The 14,927-nt window shown below is 73.1% G+C and carries 15 protein-coding genes; 8 read left to right on the top strand and 7 right to left on the bottom strand.

What is annotated here, in order from left to right; all coding sequences use genetic code 11:
• The first annotated feature begins 7 nt into the window (after positions 1-7).
• Both IE237_RS10550 and IE237_RS10545 read left to right on the top strand, forming a co-directional pair.
• Complete coding sequence (locus IE237_RS10550) at positions 8-805, top strand: aminoglycoside adenylyltransferase family protein (protein WP_189801663.1); 798 nt, start codon at positions 8-10, stop codon at positions 803-805.
• 82 nt (positions 806-887) lie between these two features.
• Complete coding sequence (locus IE237_RS10545; protein WP_189801528.1) at positions 888-2,537, top strand: GMC oxidoreductase; 1,650 nt, start codon at positions 888-890, stop codon at positions 2,535-2,537.
• A gap of 56 nt (positions 2,538-2,593) precedes the next feature.
• On the opposite strand, the gene IE237_RS10540 is transcribed toward IE237_RS10545, so the two are convergent.
• From IE237_RS10540 to IE237_RS10530, 3 genes are all read right to left on the bottom strand, one after another.
• Positions 2,594-3,082, bottom strand: a complete 489-nt coding sequence (locus tag IE237_RS10540; RefSeq protein ID WP_189801527.1) for a carboxymuconolactone decarboxylase family protein — start codon at positions 3,080-3,082, stop codon at positions 2,594-2,596.
• Positions 3,079-4,158: an NAD(P)H-dependent amine dehydrogenase family protein gene (locus tag IE237_RS10535; RefSeq protein WP_189801526.1), complete on the bottom strand. Its 1,080-nt coding sequence runs from the start codon at positions 4,156-4,158 to the stop codon at positions 3,079-3,081. The genes IE237_RS10540 and IE237_RS10535 overlap by 4 nt, the downstream gene beginning before the upstream one ends.
• Before the next feature lie 89 nt (positions 4,159-4,247).
• Positions 4,248-4,688, bottom strand: coding sequence for a GNAT family N-acetyltransferase (locus tag IE237_RS10530; protein ID WP_189801525.1), 441 nt, complete (start codon positions 4,686-4,688; stop codon positions 4,248-4,250).
• Between the two features lie 152 nt (positions 4,689-4,840).
• Between IE237_RS10530 and IE237_RS10525 the strand changes: the two genes are divergently transcribed.
• Positions 4,841-5,650 (top strand): hypothetical protein, encoded by an 810-nt coding sequence (locus IE237_RS10525; protein WP_189801524.1) that lies wholly within the window; start codon positions 4,841-4,843, stop codon positions 5,648-5,650.
• Positions 5,651-5,736: 86 nt separating this feature from the next.
• Here the strand turns inward: IE237_RS10525 and IE237_RS10520 are convergent, their stop codons facing one another.
• Complete coding sequence (locus tag IE237_RS10520; RefSeq protein WP_189801523.1) at positions 5,737-7,119, bottom strand: NAD(P)/FAD-dependent oxidoreductase; 1,383 nt, start codon at positions 7,117-7,119, stop codon at positions 5,737-5,739.
• A 245-nt stretch (positions 7,120-7,364) separates the two neighbouring features.
• Here IE237_RS10520 and IE237_RS10515 point away from each other — a divergent pair, with 245 nt between their 5' ends.
• Genes IE237_RS10515 through IE237_RS10500 form a run of 4 tightly spaced genes read left to right on the top strand, consistent with a single transcriptional unit; the run spans position 7,365 to position 11,185 of the window.
• On the top strand, positions 7,365-9,107 hold the full coding sequence (locus tag IE237_RS10515; protein WP_189801522.1) for a M6 family metalloprotease domain-containing protein: 1,743 nt from the start codon (positions 7,365-7,367) through the stop codon (positions 9,105-9,107).
• Positions 9,104-9,940: a hypothetical protein gene (locus IE237_RS10510; RefSeq protein ID WP_189801521.1), complete on the top strand. Its 837-nt coding sequence runs from the start codon at positions 9,104-9,106 to the stop codon at positions 9,938-9,940. The genes IE237_RS10515 and IE237_RS10510 overlap by 4 nt, the downstream gene beginning before the upstream one ends.
• Complete coding sequence (locus IE237_RS10505) at positions 9,937-10,872, top strand: ATP-grasp domain-containing protein (RefSeq protein ID WP_189801520.1); 936 nt, start codon at positions 9,937-9,939, stop codon at positions 10,870-10,872. Before IE237_RS10510 ends, IE237_RS10505 begins: the two co-directional genes overlap by 4 nt.
• A 4-nt stretch (positions 10,873-10,876) precedes the next feature.
• Positions 10,877-11,185 carry a hypothetical protein gene (locus IE237_RS10500; protein ID WP_189801519.1) on the top strand — a complete coding sequence of 103 codons (309 nt, stop codon included), beginning with the start codon at positions 10,877-10,879 and terminating at the stop codon, positions 11,183-11,185.
• 6 nt (positions 11,186-11,191) lie between these two features.
• On the opposite strand, the gene IE237_RS10495 is transcribed toward IE237_RS10500, so the two are convergent.
• The 3 genes from IE237_RS10495 to IE237_RS10485 form a co-directional block, all read right to left on the bottom strand.
• Positions 11,192-12,370 carry a YncE family protein gene (locus tag IE237_RS10495; protein ID WP_189801518.1) on the bottom strand — a complete coding sequence of 393 codons (1,179 nt, stop codon included), beginning with the start codon at positions 12,368-12,370 and terminating at the stop codon, positions 11,192-11,194.
• A gap of 188 nt (positions 12,371-12,558) precedes the next feature.
• A complete protein-coding gene (locus IE237_RS10490) occupies positions 12,559-13,140 on the bottom strand; it encodes a dienelactone hydrolase family protein (protein WP_189801517.1) in 582 nt (193 codons plus the stop codon).
• A gap of 124 nt (positions 13,141-13,264) precedes the next feature.
• Positions 13,265-13,537 carry a hypothetical protein gene (locus IE237_RS10485; protein ID WP_189801669.1) on the bottom strand — a complete coding sequence of 91 codons (273 nt, stop codon included), beginning with the start codon at positions 13,535-13,537 and terminating at the stop codon, positions 13,265-13,267.
• Between the two features lie 180 nt (positions 13,538-13,717).
• Here IE237_RS10485 and IE237_RS10480 point away from each other — a divergent pair, with 180 nt between their 5' ends.
• On the top strand, positions 13,718-14,926 hold the full coding sequence (locus IE237_RS10480; protein ID WP_189801516.1) for an RNA ligase: 1,209 nt from the start codon (positions 13,718-13,720) through the stop codon (positions 14,924-14,926).
• Position 14,927 lies beyond the last annotated feature (1 nt).

The following is a 14,927-nucleotide window of genomic DNA, read 5'->3' as shown; positions in this document are numbered from 1 at the left end:
CGAGGACATGGCTCACAAGGACACCGCCCCCGAGGACACAGGCCACCAGGCCGCCCGCCGGGTCGTGCGGATCGTCCGCGAGACGCTCGGCGAGGACGCGGTCCTCGGCGCCTGCCTCCACGGCTCCGCCGTCCTCGGCGGCCTGCGCCCCACCAGCGACGTGGACGTCCTCGTCGCCCTGACCCGGCCCACCACCGGGGGAGAGCGCCGGGCCCTCACCGACGCCCTGCTCGCCGTCTCGGGCGAGCGGGCGTACGAGGGCCCCGCGCGGCCCGTCGAGCTGAGCCTGGTCGTCCACGACGAGGTGCGGCCCTGGCGCTATCCGCCGGTCTGCGAGTACCTCTACGGGGAATGGCTCCGCGAGGACTTCGAGCGGGGCCACCCGCCCGCCCCCGCCCCCTGCCCCGACCTCGCCCCGCTCCTCACCATGGCCCGCGCAGGGGACCTCTCCCTCCACGGCCCCCGCCCGTCCGCGCTCTTCGACCCCGTGCCGGAGGCCGATCTGCGGGCCGCGATCGTCGCGGGCGTCCCCGAGCTGCTCGCCGACCTCGACGGCGACACCCGCAACGTGCTGCTCACCCTGGCCCGGATCCTCACGACCCTGCGCACCGGCCGGATCCGTTCGAAGGACGGAGCGGCGGACCGGCTGCTCGGGGAGCTGCCGGAGGAGCACCGGCCGGTCCTGGCGGCGGCACGGGACCAGTACCTGGCGGGGGAGTACGGGGAATGGTCGGAGCTGCTGCCCGCGGCGCGGGCCCACGCCGCGCACGTAGCAGAGGCGATCAAGAGGGCCTCTTCGGACTGAAGTTACCCGGCAGTTTCTCGTGACTTCCTCGGCGGGCGGTCGTAGAACGTGTTCCCATTCACTCGCGAGTGAGGAAGATCACATGAGTGAACATCCCCTGTCCGCCCAGGGAAATCATCGGGTCAGTCGTCGCCGATTTCTCGCGGGAACAGGTTCTGTTCTCGGCGCCGCCGCCCTCGCCGGAACGATCACGGCCCCCGCCCGCGCCGAGGTCCCCGGCCTGAACTGCACCCCCATCCCCGACGGCTCGCACGTCCGCGCCCTCGTCATCGGCACCGGCTACGGCGGCTCCGTCGCCGCCCTGCGGCTCGCCCGCGCCGGCGTCGACGTCCACATGATCGAGATGGGCATGGCCTGGGACACCCCCGGACCCGACGGCAAGATCTTCGCCAACACCACCAAGCCGGACTACCGCTCCTTCTGGCTGCGCACCCGCACCAAGCAGCCGCTGAGCCAGTTCCTCGGCTTCCCGCTCGACAAGGACGTGCCCGTGCACACCGGCATCCTCGACGCCGAGGACTTCGCCGGCATCACCGTCTATCAGGGGCGCGGTGTCGGCGGAGGGTCCCTCGTCAACGGCGGCATGGCCGTCACCCCGCTCCGGGAGCGCTTCCCGGCGATCCTCCCGACCGTCGACCCGGCCGAGATGTACGCCACCTACTACCCGCGCGCCAACGCGGGCCTGGGCGTCACCTCGGTGGACGTCAACTGGTGGGAGAACGCGGACTGTTACCAGTACGCCCGGGTCGGCCGCAAGCACGCCCAGCGCTCCGGCTTCCCCTTCGTCTTCGTGCCCAACGTCTACGACTGGGACTACATGAAGCAGGAGGCGGCCGGGACCGTCCAGAAGTCCGCCCTGGAGGGCGAGGTCATCTACGGCAACAACGTCGGCAAGAAGAGCCTCCAGAAGACCTACCTCGCCCAGGCCGCCGCCACCGGCCGCGTGAACGTCTCCCCGCTCCACCGGGTGACCTCCGTCAGCCCCGCGGCCGCCGGCGGCTACACCGTCGTCATCGACCAGATCGACACCACCGGCGCCACCCTCGTCACGAAGACCGTCCGCGCGGACCGGGTCTTCTTCGCCGCGGGCAGCGTCGGCACCAGCAAGCTCCTCACCCGCCTCAAGGCGACCGGCGCCCTGCCCTCCCTCAACGAGCACATCGGCAAGGGCTGGGGCGACAACGGCAACGTCATGTGCGGCCGCGCCAACCACATGTGGGACCCCACCGGAAAGCTCCAGTCCTCCATGCCCACCGCGGGCATCGACAACTGGGACGCCGGCGGCGCCTTCGCCGAGGTCGCCCCGCTGCCCACCGGCATCGAGACCTACGCCTCCTTCTACCTCTCCATCACCCGCACCCCGCGCCGCGCCGAGTTCAGCTGGAACCCCGCCACCGGCAGGGTCGACCTGAGCTGGGACCGGGCCTGGAAGCAGACGTCCATCGACATGGCCAAGTCCATCTTCGACAAGATCAACAGCAAGGAGGGGACGATCTACCGCACCGACCTCTTCGGCGCGTACAAGATCTGGGGCGACCACCTCACCTACCACCCGCTCGGCGGCGCCGTCCTCGACCGGGCCACCGACAACCACGGGCGCCTCCACGGCTACCAGGGCCTCTACGTCATCGACGGCTCCCTCATCCCCGGCAACACCAGCGTCAACCCCTTCGTCACCATCACCGCCCTCGCCGAACGCAACATCGAGCGCATCGTCGCCGAGGACTTCTGACCGCCCCCACGCGAGAGGGGCCGGCCGGGATCCCGGCCGGCCCCTCTTCGCGCTCCTCAGTGCGTCGGCAGCACGCACACCGTGTCGAGCCCGAGCACCCGGTTGAGCCGCCCGAACGCCAGCCACGAGCCCAGGCTCATCGTCAGCTCCACGATCTCCGCCTGGCTGTACCGCGCCGTCATCCGCGCCCAGAACTCCTCGTCCAGGCCGTGGTGGTCCAGCGCGTACCGCTCCGCGTACTCGGCCGCGAGCCGCGTCCGCTCGTCGAAGGCCTCCGAGACCTCCGTCTCGCGCCAGGCCGCTACGACCTCGTCGAAGCCCTCCTCGACCTTCACCCCGTCCCGGTCGGTACGCCAGTCCAGACAGAACCCGCACCCGTTGATCTGCGCGATCCGCAGCCGGGCCGCCTCGAACTCGCGCAGCCCCAGAGTCGTGTGCGCGTACACCGACAGCGAGAAGTTCGCCGCCGCCGTCCCGATCTCCGGGACCATGTCGCCCCACACGTACCCGATCGGCTCCTGGCCCTCGGGAATGTCGATGATCACTGTGGTCTCCTTCCCAGCTTCCCGACCGCCGGCCGCAGCGGCACGTCCAGCGCGTCGTACAGTCCCGGCTCCGCCGCCACCAGCCAGTCGATCGCCCCGACGAGGCGGCCCACCGCCGTGGCGTTCCCGCCCGCCGAGCGGTTCTCGCCCTCGTCGGTCGCCGCCACCGTCACCTCGATCCGGGGGCTCCCCTCGACGATCACCCGGTGCGCGCCCGCCCCGTCCGGCGGCTCCGGCCAGTCCGGAGCGCACGAGGGATGGATCCGGGTGACGTGCTCGATCACGATGCGGGGCTCCCCGCCGACGATCCCCTGCACCTCGAAGCGGACCGCGCCCTGTGTGCCCGCCTCGAAGACGCCCATCGTCCGCGTCTTCACGGTGGACTCCAGCGGGCGCCGCTCCATCGTCTCGCGGATCTCGTCGACCTCGGCCCCGAGCGCCCGGGCCATCAGCCGTATCTGTCCGCCCCAGATCATCGTCGGCACCGAGGGCCACAGCATGGGCGGCTCGTACTCCATCGGCCGGCCCATCCCCACCAGCTCGCGGACCGACTCCTCCTGCTCGTACGTCGAGTAGTCGAAGATCTCCTGGCAGCGGATCACGTCCACCGTGGCGGCCAGACCGCTCACGAGCAGTGGCAGCACGTCGTTGCCCCAGCCCGGGTCGACGCCCGACACGAAGAGCGAACCGCCCCCCTCCGCGACCGCCGCGAGCACCGGATCCCGGAACTCGGGCGGCGCGTTGCGCTGGTCGTAGAGCGGATACAGAGCGGGCGTCACCACCACGGCGCCCGCCGCCACCGCCCGGGCCACATCGGCGAGCGCCCCGTCGGGCCGGGTGTCGCCGGAGGCCGCGTACACCACCGCCCCCGGCCGCCCGTCGAGCACGGCGCCGACGTCGTCGCCGGCCGTCACCCCGAGATCGCGCCCGAGCCCCGCCAGCCGGCCCGCGTCCCGGCCCACCTTGGCCGGGTCGGACACGAGCACGGCCGCGAGCTCGAGCCCGGGATGGGCGTCCACGGCGCGAATGGCCGCGCGCCCGACATTTCCGGTACCCCACACCACCGTCCGAATCATGCGCGGAGGGTAGCGCCGGGCCCCGAAGGTTCCCAGACCCGTGACAGCAAGAACTGACGATTCGTCAGAATCCTGTCCGGGGCGGCCCGTCAGGCCAGACGCAGCGCCACGAACGGAATCGTGTCACCCGGCAGGACGTACCGCTCGACCTCCACGAAACCGCGTGCCAGCGCGAACCGCAGCCCCTCCTCGTTCGAGGCGAGGACCACCGTCTCCACGCCCTCGTCGCTCAGCGTCCGCGCGTGCGCGAGCCCCCGCTCGTACAGCGCGGTCCCGAAGCCCCGCCCCCGGTACCCGGGCAGCGTCCGCGCGATCACGGTCGCCGCCGGCGTCTCCTCGTCCGGCGGACGCACCGTCGAACACCCCACCGCCACGTCCCCGAGGTAGGCGACGTCCAGCCGGTTCCGGCCGGCACGCTCCCGCACGTCCTCGGGGGAGAGCACCGCCGTCGGGATGATCGTGTTGTGCACGGCCCGCCAGTCGGCGAGCTGCTCCTCGGTCCGCGCCCGTTCGATACGAAGATCACTCATCCCCGCAGACAAGCGCGCCCCGCCCGCCCGGTCAACCTCTTTCCGCTCCACCGGACGCGTCCGTACGGGTGAGGGCGCGGTCACGGCGGCAGTGCCGCCCGCCGAACGGGTACGGATCGCTGCATTGCCCCCGGCCAGGAGGATGCCGTCCCATGCCCGTCCGCAAGGGCGCCCGCGCGCTGCTGAGCGCCGGCACACTGTGCGCGACCCTGTCGCTCACCGGCTGCCTGCTCACCGGCTGCGCCAGCCCCACCCCACCCGCACCCGCCGCACCCACCCCGTCGTCCTCGCCCGCCGCGGGCGACGGCCGTCCCGCCCCGGGCCCGCCCGGCAGGGCCGCCAACGACCTCGCCTCCGCCCCGGTCCCCGCACCCCGGATCCCCGGCCTCGGCCCCTTCACCCAGGCCCTCGTGCCCGACGGCACCACCCAGGCCTTCGTCGTCACCGGCGCCACCGCCGACTCCCACACGGCCACCGCCACCCTGTACCGGCGCGACCCGTCCGGGGGCTGGACCGAGGCCGCCGGACCGTGGCCCGCCCACAACGCCCTCGAAGGATGGACCGAGGACCACAACGCCGGTGATCTGCGCACCCCCATCGGGGTCTTCGGCATCGGCGACGCGGGCGGCCTGTTGCCCGACCCCGGCTCCCGGCTCCCGTACGACGAGGACGAGGAGTTCGCCATCAGCGGCACCGGCTTCGCCGGCGAACCCCTCGAAGGCTCCTTCGACCATGTGATCGCCATCGACTACAACCGGGTGCCCGGCCGCACTCCGCTGGACAAGGAGCGCCCCCTCGGCGAGGAGAAGGGCGGCGGCGTCTGGATCCACGTCGACCACGGGGGTCCCACCCAGGCCTGCATCGCCCTGGAACGGGAGGCGCTGCGGCAACTCCTGCGCGCCCTCGACCCGGCCGCGGAACCGGTCGTGGTCATGGGTCCGGTACGGCGACTCGCCCGCTGACGCACGCACGGAGGGCCCCGCGGCGGACGGACGAACGGACGGGCGCGGCGCCGGAGCACGAGCCCCGGCGCCGCGTGCCGCGACCGTCAGTTCCCGCCGCCCGTCCCGACCGCCCCGCGGAACGATCCCGTGTGCTTGCGGACCTGCTCCGGCGTCAGATACGCGTCCGTGTACTCGAAGTCCCGGAGCGTCCCCGCCTTCGACGCCAGGAACCCGGTCCGTACGTAGTCGTCGCCCGCGACGGCGTTGAGCAGCCAGTTCGTCATCACCCGGGTCTTGGCCACATTGGTCCGCAGCGCCGCCCAGTGGTAGCCCCGGGCCACGGCCTGGGCGGCCGCCCCGTGCAGCTCCACGCCGAGCGGCTTCGACACGCCGTCCATCCCGCCCAGGTCCACCACGAGCCCCAGGTCCTTGTGCGTGTACGGGTGCCTCGCCTCGCCCCGCAGCGTCGCGACCAGGTTGTCGGCGACGGCCTTGCCCTGCCGCATCGCGTGCTGCGCGGTCGGAGGGCAGATCGCCCCCTCCTCGCCCTTGGCGAGATCGGGGACCGCCGCCGCGTCGCCGAGCGCCCACACCCCGTCCAGCCCGGGCACGTCCATCTCGGCCGAGACGGCGAGCCGGCCGCGGAGGGTCTCCGCGCCGAGCGTGCCGATCAGCGGACTCGCGGCCACACCGGCCGTCCAGATGAGCGTCCGGCTCGGCAGCACCCGCCCGTCCGTGAGCGTCACCGCCTCCTCGTCCACCGAGGCCACCGACACCCCGAGGGAGACCTCGATGCCGCGCTTCGTCAGGATGTCCATGGCGGCGGCGCCCAGCTTGTCGCCCAGCTCGGGCATGAGCTTCGGCGCGATGTCCACCAGATGCCACTTGATGAGGTCGGGGTCGAGCCGGGGATACCGCTTGACCGCGTTGTGCGTCAGCAGCTGGAGGCACGCCGCCGTCTCCGTCCCCGCGTAACCGCCGCCGACCACGACGAACCGCAGCCGCGCGGCGCGCTCCTCGTCGTCGTTGCTCGCGTCCGCGAGGTCCAGCTGGGCGATGACGTGGTCCCGGATGTACACGGCCTCGGCGAGCGTCTTCATTCCGCGCGCGTGCTCGGCGAGCCCCGGGATGTCGAAGCTGCGGGTCACGCTGCCGGGCGCCAGGACGAGATGGTCGTACGGCTCCGTCACGTACTCGCCGGAGATCGTCCGCACCACGCAGACCTTCGCCGCGGTGTCGATCCCGACGACACCGCCCGGGACGATCCGGGTCCGGTGCCGCTGGCTGCGCCGCAACGACAGCGCGACCGACTGCGGGGTCAGCACACCGGCGGCCACCTGGGGGAGCAGCGGGAGATACAGCTGGTACGAGAACGGTGAGAGGAGCGTGATCAGCGCCTCCCGTTCGGCGAGACGCCGTTCGAGCCGCCGCACGCAGCCCACTCCGGCGAAGCCGGCGCCCACCACGAGGATCCTCGGTCGCGTCACGCTGTCCGCCCTTCCGTATGAGCCTTCCGTATGAGCGTGCAAGGAGCCATCAGGTGTGGCTCAGGAGGCCCATGTGACAATTTTTCGCTGACTGTCCGTGGTTCACCCTTTCTATCCTCATTGCGGCAGGATCGCTCCTCGGCGTGGTCCGCCGGCCGATCGCTCGCTCCTTCAGCGCGCTGCCGGGACAGGCGACGGCTACCGTCACTACGGAAAGCGACACCTCATCACTCTCGGGAGTCGTCATGGCCGAACACGTCGCCACCTCGTCCTCGTTCTGCGCCGTCGCCCCCAGCCCGGAACTGCGCCGGCGCATGCTGGACGAACTCGACCAGCTGCGCGACGGGCCCGGCGAGCTCACGAACCTGCTCGGCTTCACGAGCACGCCCACACGGCTGGGCTTCGACGACGGAACGATCTTCCCTCCGGAGGCGTTTCCGCCGGGAACCCCGCGCGCCACCATCAGCGCGGCGGCGGCCGACCGGGCACCCCTGCGCGGCACCATCAGAGCGGTCGTCGTCCTGGTCGATTTCGCGGACGCGCCGATGACGAAGTCGACGGCGGACCTCGACACGCTGTTCTTCTCGCTCGGCGCGATGCCGCACGGCAGCGTGCGCGAGTACTACCGCGAGGTCACGAACGGCCTGGTGGATCTCGTCGGCGAGGTCCACGGCCCGTTCCGCATGCCCGAGACCATGGACTTCTACGCGGCCGGGAACTTCGGCATCGCCAGGCCCAGCGGGCCCTTCCGGTCACCGGAGATGGCTCGGTCCGCCGTGGAGGCCGTGGACCCGAACGTCAACTTCGCACCGTTCGACAACGACGGGAACGGCTTCGTCGACGCCTTCATCGTGGTGCACGCGGGACCCGCCGCCGACCGGACCGGACTGCCGTCCCACATCTGGTCGCACAAGTCGACGCTGCCCGCCGTGCACCAGAGCGACGGCGTCAACGTCTTCGGCTATCTGACGATCTCGGAGGAGGCGAGGATCGGCGTCTGCGCGCACGAGCTCGGACACCTGCTCTTCGGCTTCCCCGACCTGTACGACACGGACGACAGCTCCGAGGGCGTCGGTTCGTGGTGCCTGATGGGATCCGGGTCCTGGGGCGGCGGCGGAGACATCCCCACGCACCCGTCCGCCTGGTGCAAGGTCAACCAGGGCTGGGCCACGACCAAGATCGTCACCACCAGCGGCACCGAGTCCTTCCCGGACGTCAAGACCAGCCAGACCGTGCACCGGCTGTGGAAGGACGGTGAGGGCGGCAGCGAGTACTTCCTGCTCGAGAACCGCCAGCGGACCGGGTACGACGTCTCCCTGCCGGGAGACGGGCTGCTGATCTGGCACATCGACGAGACGCAGCCGAACAACCGGGACGAGAACCACTACAAGGTCGGCCTGGTGCAGGCCGACAACCGGCGCAACCTCGAACTGAACCAGAACCGCGGCGACGACGGCGATCCGTACCCCGGAAGCAGCGGCAACACCTCGTTCACCGCCGCCGGCTCACCCGATTCGACGTCGTTCGCGGGCGCCGGTTCCTGTGTCTCCGTCACACGGATCTCGCCGTCGGCGGCCACCATGACCGCCTCCGTCGGGGTCTCCTGCGGAAAGGACCCGGTCAAGGAGACCAAGGAGACCAAGGAAGCGTTCAAGGAGGGCAAGGACCGGAAGGACCTGAGGGACGGCAAGCCGCCGCGGAAGGAGATCAAGGACGACTTCGACCACCCTCCGTCCGTGACGTCACGATCGGCCGGCGGGGAGGCCGATCCCACGGTCGCCGCCATCCTGGACCTGCAGACCCGGCTCGCCGCGCTGGAGCGGGACATGGGCGGAGCCGACACCACCGAGCCCTTCATCGGCAGCGAGCTCCGGCCCGATCTGGAAGGCGGACCGCGGTACGGACCGGGCACCGAGGCGCTGCGGGAAGCCGTCGAGGCCGGCGACGCGCAGGCCAAGCGGGCCTACGACTGCCTCCCTCGGCCATGAGCGGAGCCCTCCTGCTCCTGGCCCCACCCGGCGACGGCGGCGCGGCGGCGGTGGCCCGCGCGCTGTCGGCCCGGGGCGGCCACGGAGGCGTCCTGACCCTCACGCCCGCCGACCTCGCCCGCGCCCGGTGGAGCCACCGGGTGAACGGCCGGGGTGAGGCGTCGACCCGGATCACCCTGCCCACCGGGCGGGTGCTCGACGACGGGACCGTCGGCGCGGTGCTGAACCGGCTGCCGGGCCTGTCGCTCGGCGACGGCGCCGTGAACGGCCCCCGCGCCAAGGACGCCCTGTACACGCACAGCGAGCGACAGGCCCTGGTCGCCAGCTGGCTGCTGTCCCTCGCGCCCCGGGTGACCGGCGTGATCAGCGCGTACGGAACGGCCCACGGGACCCTCTCCCCGACGACGGCCCTCGTCCACGCCGAACGGTGCGGCCTTCCGGTGGCCCGGCGGGGCGGGGCGACCCGCGGGGGACTGGTGGGCCCGCCCGCCCCCGGGGAACGCCACGTGCCGCGCCTCGCCTGGCCGGGCGGCCCCGGATCGCCGGTCCCGGTCGACGTGCTGCCGGCGGCGCCCGCGGCGTACCGCGACACCCTGCTCGTCGCGGGGGACCGGGTGATCGGTCCGCGTGCCGGCGACCACGGCGAGCGCTGCCTCCGCCTCGCCGACGCGCTCGGCACCCGGCACTTCGAGCTCCGGTTCGCGCCCCGCGCGACCGGCGCCGTCGTGTCGGACGTGCTCCTGTGCCCGCGCCTGGACGATCCGCGGCACGTCGAGGCCACCGCCGCCTTCCTGCTGGCCGTCGCCGAACGGCCCACGAGGAGGCTCGGGTGATCCTGTTCTTCGGCCGTCCGGACGACTCGCCCCTCGCCCGGGCGATCAGCGCCGCACGCGACGCCGACCTGCGGCACCTGGTGATCGACCAGGCCCGCACCGCCCGGTACGACCTCGTCGTCGGAACAGACGCGCTGGACGCCCGGCTGACCGTCGAGGGGATGCGGGTCCCGCTCGGCGACGTGTCGGCCGTGTACGCGCGCCCGCTGGAGCCGCCCGAGGACGGGGACCCGGCCGCGCGGGCGCGGGCGGCGGCGTTCCAGGAGTGGTTCGTCGGCTGGCTCGACACGACCCCGGCCGTCGTGGTCAGCCGGCCCCGCGCCATGGAGTCCAACTCCTCCAAGCCGTACCAGTCCCAGCTCGTCGCGCGCTCCGGCTTCGCCGTACCCGAGACCCTGGTCAGCGACGACCCCGAGGAGATCCTCGCGTTCCGCGCCCGGCACGGCCGGATCGTCTACAAGTCGGCGAGCGGCATCCGCTCCATCGTCAGGGAGTTCACCGCGGCCGACGAGGGCCGGCTCGCTCTCGTCCGCGGACTCCCCACGCAGTTCCAGGCCTACGTGCCGGGCCAGGACGTCCGCGTCCACGTCGTCGGCGCGGACACCTACGCCGCCGCCGTCGACAGCGACGCGATCGACTACCGCTACGCCGACCAGGACGGACGGCCCGCCCGGCTGGCCCCGCTCGACCTCCCCCCGGACATCGCCCGGCGCTGCGCGGAGCTCGCTGCCGCGCTCGGCCTGCCGCTCGCGGGCATCGACCTGCGCCGCACGCCCGACGGCGCGTGGGTGTGCTTCGAGGTCAACCCCATGCCGGCCTACAGCTACTACGAGGCGCACACCGGCCTGCCCATCTCCTCGGCGCTCGTCGCGTACCTCGACGGCCGCCGCGCCCCGGCTCCGGCCCTGGCCACGGCTCCGCCGGGGGTGTGAGCACGTGGTCCAGGCCGTCGAGAACCTCACCGCACTCACCCTGCGGCTCCTCGCCCGGGCCGCCCACCCGCGGCTCGACCAGTGGGACCTCGTCACCTGCGAGGTCCTCGCGGCCCTCCCCGTGCCGGGCAGGGCCGACCTGGTCTCCCCCCACATCACGGACGCCCGGCTGAGCCTCGGCATCCGGCGTGAGCTCCTCGTGGACGTGGTGCCCGGGGCAACCCTCCACCTCCGGGCGCGACTCGGCTCCTCGGGCGACATCCTGGCCGAGCCCTACCCGGCCGCAGGCGACTTCCGGGTCGAGCGGCCCTGAACCCGGTCAGAGGACGGCGACGCCCAGGGGCCGCGACCCCGCCGCGAGCCGGTGGGTGTCGCCCGTCGCGAGGTCGACGACGCTCAGACCGTCCCAGTACCCGTCCCGGGTGAAGCCGCCCGTCACATAGGCGGTGCGGCCGTCCCCGGACACGGCCACGTTCTCGTGCGGCCCCTCCAGCGGGTAGACCCGCTCGGCCCCGCCCGGCGTACGCACGGTCAGGGAGGGCCCCTCGTCCGCGTCCGGGTCGATCGGCCCGGTGCCCACCGTCAGCAGTGTTCCGTCGGCGGTCACGGTCGTGCCGTGCTGATGGGTGTTCGCGGTCATCCGCTCGATCGTCGTCCGGCCCGTCCCCGGGTCGACCACCGCGAGCCGCTCGCCCTCGAAGGGCAGCAGCAGCTTCCCGTCCGAGGGCCGCACGGCCGTGTAGTGCGGCTTGAGCCAGGAACCGAGACCGCCCTCCGTGCCGTACGGGGCGACCTCGATCCGGCGCGGCTCCAGCGTCCCCGCCGCCACGGCCGTGACGTCGAAGGAGTCGTGGTTCGTCACGTACACCTCCGCTCCGTCCCGCGACACGTCCACGTCGAACGGCCGCCGGCCGACCGGGACGACGTCCGTGACCCTCAGGGCCGCCGTGTCGACGACCTCCAGGGTGCCGTTCCCGCCGGGCACGTTGACCCCCACGTACACCCGCTGTCCGTCCGGGGCGAGCGCGATGCCCATGCCGCCGCCGCGGTACTCGCCCGTGGTCACCGGCCCCGTGTCCGTCCGGTACGGAATCAGCGCGAGGCGCTCGCGGCTCGCCGTGTCCACCACGGCCACGCCCTCGGCGGTCGCCACCCAGGCCCTTCCGTCCGCGTCGACGACCAGACCGTACGGCGCGGTGCCGACCTTCACGGAGCCGGTGGCGCCCCGCGTCGGGTCGACGAAGGTGACCGTGTCGGAGCCGAAGTCCGTGACGAGCAGCGTGCCCGGCGCGACCGTGCCCTTCGGGTCCGGCGTCACGGTGACGGGGGAGCCGGGGGTGGGCGGTCCGGCCGTGGGGGACGTCGCGGCGGGTGGCGTCGCACCGGTGGCGGCGGCCGTTCCTCCGGAGCCCTGGGCGCAGCCCGCGAGCAGGACCACGGCCACCGCGCCGGGCACGAGCACCCGGGCGGCACGGGACGAACGGCGGAACTTCGGCATGACGGACTCCTCGGTGCGGCGACCGCGCGGACGGCCCCGCCGGGGGTCCGCGCCCTGCCCCGATCCTCCGCCCGCGCCCGCCGCGCCCCGGTCCGCCGCCCGGCCCCTCCCGGACGGCGGGTCGGCCGACCCCGGGGTCCACCGATCGGTTGACCCGGCCCGGCCGTGAGGGCCGGGCCCCGCCAGGCTCAGCCCTTGAGCGCGTCCAGGAAGCACAGCACCCGCTCGGCGCACAGCGCGGCCGCCTCGGGCACGTGGTCGGCCGTACCGCGCTCGGCGAACAGGTGGGCCGTCCCCGGGTACAGGAACAGCTCCCGGTCCGCGGCGCCCGCCACCAGGTCGCGGGCCGCCGCCAGGTCGCCCTCGCCGGCGAAGAAGGGATCGGCGTCCATCCCGTGCACCTGCACGGGCACGCCCTCCGGCCAGGCCGCGCCGAACTCGGTCACCGGCACACAGGCACTGATCAGCAGCGCGCCGACGGCCCCGGGCCGGGTCTGCGCCAGCTTCTGCGCGGGCAGCACGCCGAGCGAGAACCCGGCGTACACGATCGCCTCCGGCAGCCCTTCGGCCGCCCGCTCGCCCCGCGCGACGATCGTGCCGAAGCCGGCCTCCTGGGCGTACGCCGCGCCGGCTTCGACGTCCGCGAACGTCCGCCCCTCGTACAGATCGGGCACGTGCACCGTGTGCCCGGCCCGTCGCAGCCCGTCGGCGAACGCGTGGACGCCCTCCGTCAGCCCCAGCGCGTGGTGGAAGAGCAGTACCTCGGCCATGTCGTCATCCCCTGTGTCACCGTGCGAGACCCGCCCGCGCCGCGGCGCGGGCCACTTCGGAACGCAGCATGGCGTACGCCACTGACAACGGGCCGGAAGCCCGCATCGGAGTCCGGGAACGGGGTCAGAGCATCGGCCGGTGCGGGACGACGGCGCCCGCCTGGCCCACCATGCCCGCGGGTCCGCCGACGCCCATCGGGCCGGCGACACCCGGGTGCGGGGCACCGGCGTGCACGACGGCGCCCTGCGGCCCCGGGATCCCCTGCGGAGGCATCTGGATCACACGGCTCAGATCCCGCAGAACCTCCTCGGCGACCTGACGGACGTCACCGGGAACGTCCCCCCGCTCCCGTATGAGCTCGGCATAGATCGGTGCCGTGCCGTCCGCGTGGTTCATGGGGCTCGCTTCCTCTGACTGCGCCGGATCCGTCACCGACGGGCAGACGGCGAGTCTACGGGGCACCACCGACACGCCCCGGCTCGGGAGCCCGGTGGGCCCCCTCACCGGGGAAATTCGGTGTCCTCCCCGGCCCTCCCGCCCGAGAATGGATCAACGGAACACACGGGAGGGACCCCCATGAGCCAGGCGACCCTGACTCTGCACGACCTGATGCCGTCCGACGAGCTCGCCACCGCACTCGCCGACGGGCACATCACACGCAAGCGGCACCCCGAGCTGCCACTGTCGATCTACACGTACACGCGCGCGTGCCAGTACGCCCAGCACTGGAACCAGGCCACCACACGCTGCCGCGGCCTCGTCGCCGACGACGCCACCGGGCGGATCGTCGCACTCCCCCTCCCCAAGTTCTTCAACCTCTCCGAACACGCGGGCGGACGCCCGTACGCGCCCCCGCTGCCCGACGAACCCTTCGAGGTCTACGACAAGGTCGACGGCAGCCTCGCCGTGCTCTTCCACTACGCCGACCGCTGGCACGTGGCCTCCAAGGGCTCCTTCACCAGCGGCCAGGCCACCTGGGCCCAGCGCCGCCTGGACGCCGCCGACACCACGGGCCTGACACCCGGCGTGACCTACCTCGCCGAGATGCTCTACCCGGGCAACCGCATCGTCGTGAACTACGGCGAGCGCCGCGACCTCGTGCTGCTCGCCGCCTTCGGCCCCGACGGCACCGAGCTGCCCCTCGCCGATGCCGCCGAGGGATGGAAGCCCCTGGGCTCCGTCGTCCGCACCTGGCCCGCCATGGGCCTCGACGAGCTCGTCGCCCTGACCGAGTCCAACACCCTGCCCGGCGGCCACTCGGCCACCGGCACCGACGCCGAGGGCTTCGTCCTGCGCTTCGCCTCGGGCCTGCGCGCCAAGGCCAAGCTCAGCGAGTACGTGCGCCTGCACAAGGTGCTCACCGGCGTCACCGAGCGGGACATCTGGCGCGGCCACGGCATCCAGCGCTTCGCCGCCCTGCCGGCCGGTGAGGTGGCCAAGGGCCTCGGCTGCGCCGTCACCGACGTCGAGGCCTCCGGCGGCAAGCCCCTCGACGCCCTCCTCGAGCAGGTCCCGGACGAGTTCGACGTCTGGGTGCGCGAGGTGATCACCCGGCTCGAAACGGCCGCGGCGGACCGCGAGCGGGCCGTCGACGAGGCCTTCTCCCGCCTCGCCCACCTCACCGGCGACCGGGCGGCCTTCGCCCGCGCCGCCGCGGGCCTCGCCGACCGTGCCCTGCGCGCCACCCTCTTCCTGCGCCTCGACGGACGCCCGACCGACCTCCTCGTCTGGCGACAGCTGCGTCCCGAGGCCACCGACCCCTTCGCCCACGACCAGGAGAACTGAC

The sequence above is a fragment of the Streptomyces tanashiensis genome (genome assembly GCF_014648895.1).
GTDB classification, from domain to species: domain Bacteria; phylum Actinomycetota; class Actinomycetes; order Streptomycetales; family Streptomycetaceae; genus Streptomyces; species Streptomyces tanashiensis.
This window is presented reverse-complemented; position numbering and strand designations above follow the sequence as displayed.

Bases quoted from the DNA above. Each gene is read 5' to 3' on its own strand.
- IE237_RS10480 (WP_189801516.1), top strand. From the start codon at position 13,718: ATGAGCCAGGCGACCCTGACTCTGCACGACCTGATGCCGTCCGACGAG.
- IE237_RS10485 (WP_189801669.1), bottom strand. From the start codon at position 13,537: ATGAACCACGCGGACGGCACGGCACCGATCTATGCCGAGCTCATACGG.
- IE237_RS10510 (WP_189801521.1), top strand. From the start codon at position 9,104: ATGAGCGGAGCCCTCCTGCTCCTGGCCCCACCCGGCGACGGCGGCGCG.
- IE237_RS10545 (WP_189801528.1), top strand. From the start codon at position 888: ATGAGTGAACATCCCCTGTCCGCCCAGGGAAATCATCGGGTCAGTCGT.
- IE237_RS10530 (WP_189801525.1), bottom strand. From the start codon at position 4,688: ATGAGTGATCTTCGTATCGAACGGGCGCGGACCGAGGAGCAGCTCGCC.
- IE237_RS10525 (WP_189801524.1), top strand. From the start codon at position 4,841: ATGCCCGTCCGCAAGGGCGCCCGCGCGCTGCTGAGCGCCGGCACACTG.
- IE237_RS10490 (WP_189801517.1), bottom strand. From the start codon at position 13,140: ATGGCCGAGGTACTGCTCTTCCACCACGCGCTGGGGCTGACGGAGGGC.
- IE237_RS10535 (WP_189801526.1), bottom strand. From the start codon at position 4,158: ATGATTCGGACGGTGGTGTGGGGTACCGGAAATGTCGGGCGCGCGGCC.
- IE237_RS10495 (WP_189801518.1), bottom strand. From the start codon at position 12,370: ATGCCGAAGTTCCGCCGTTCGTCCCGTGCCGCCCGGGTGCTCGTGCCC.
- IE237_RS10550 (WP_189801663.1), top strand. From the start codon at position 8: ATGGCTCACAAGGACACCGCCCCCGAGGACACAGGCCACCAGGCCGCC.
- IE237_RS10515 (WP_189801522.1), top strand. From the start codon at position 7,365: ATGGCCGAACACGTCGCCACCTCGTCCTCGTTCTGCGCCGTCGCCCCC.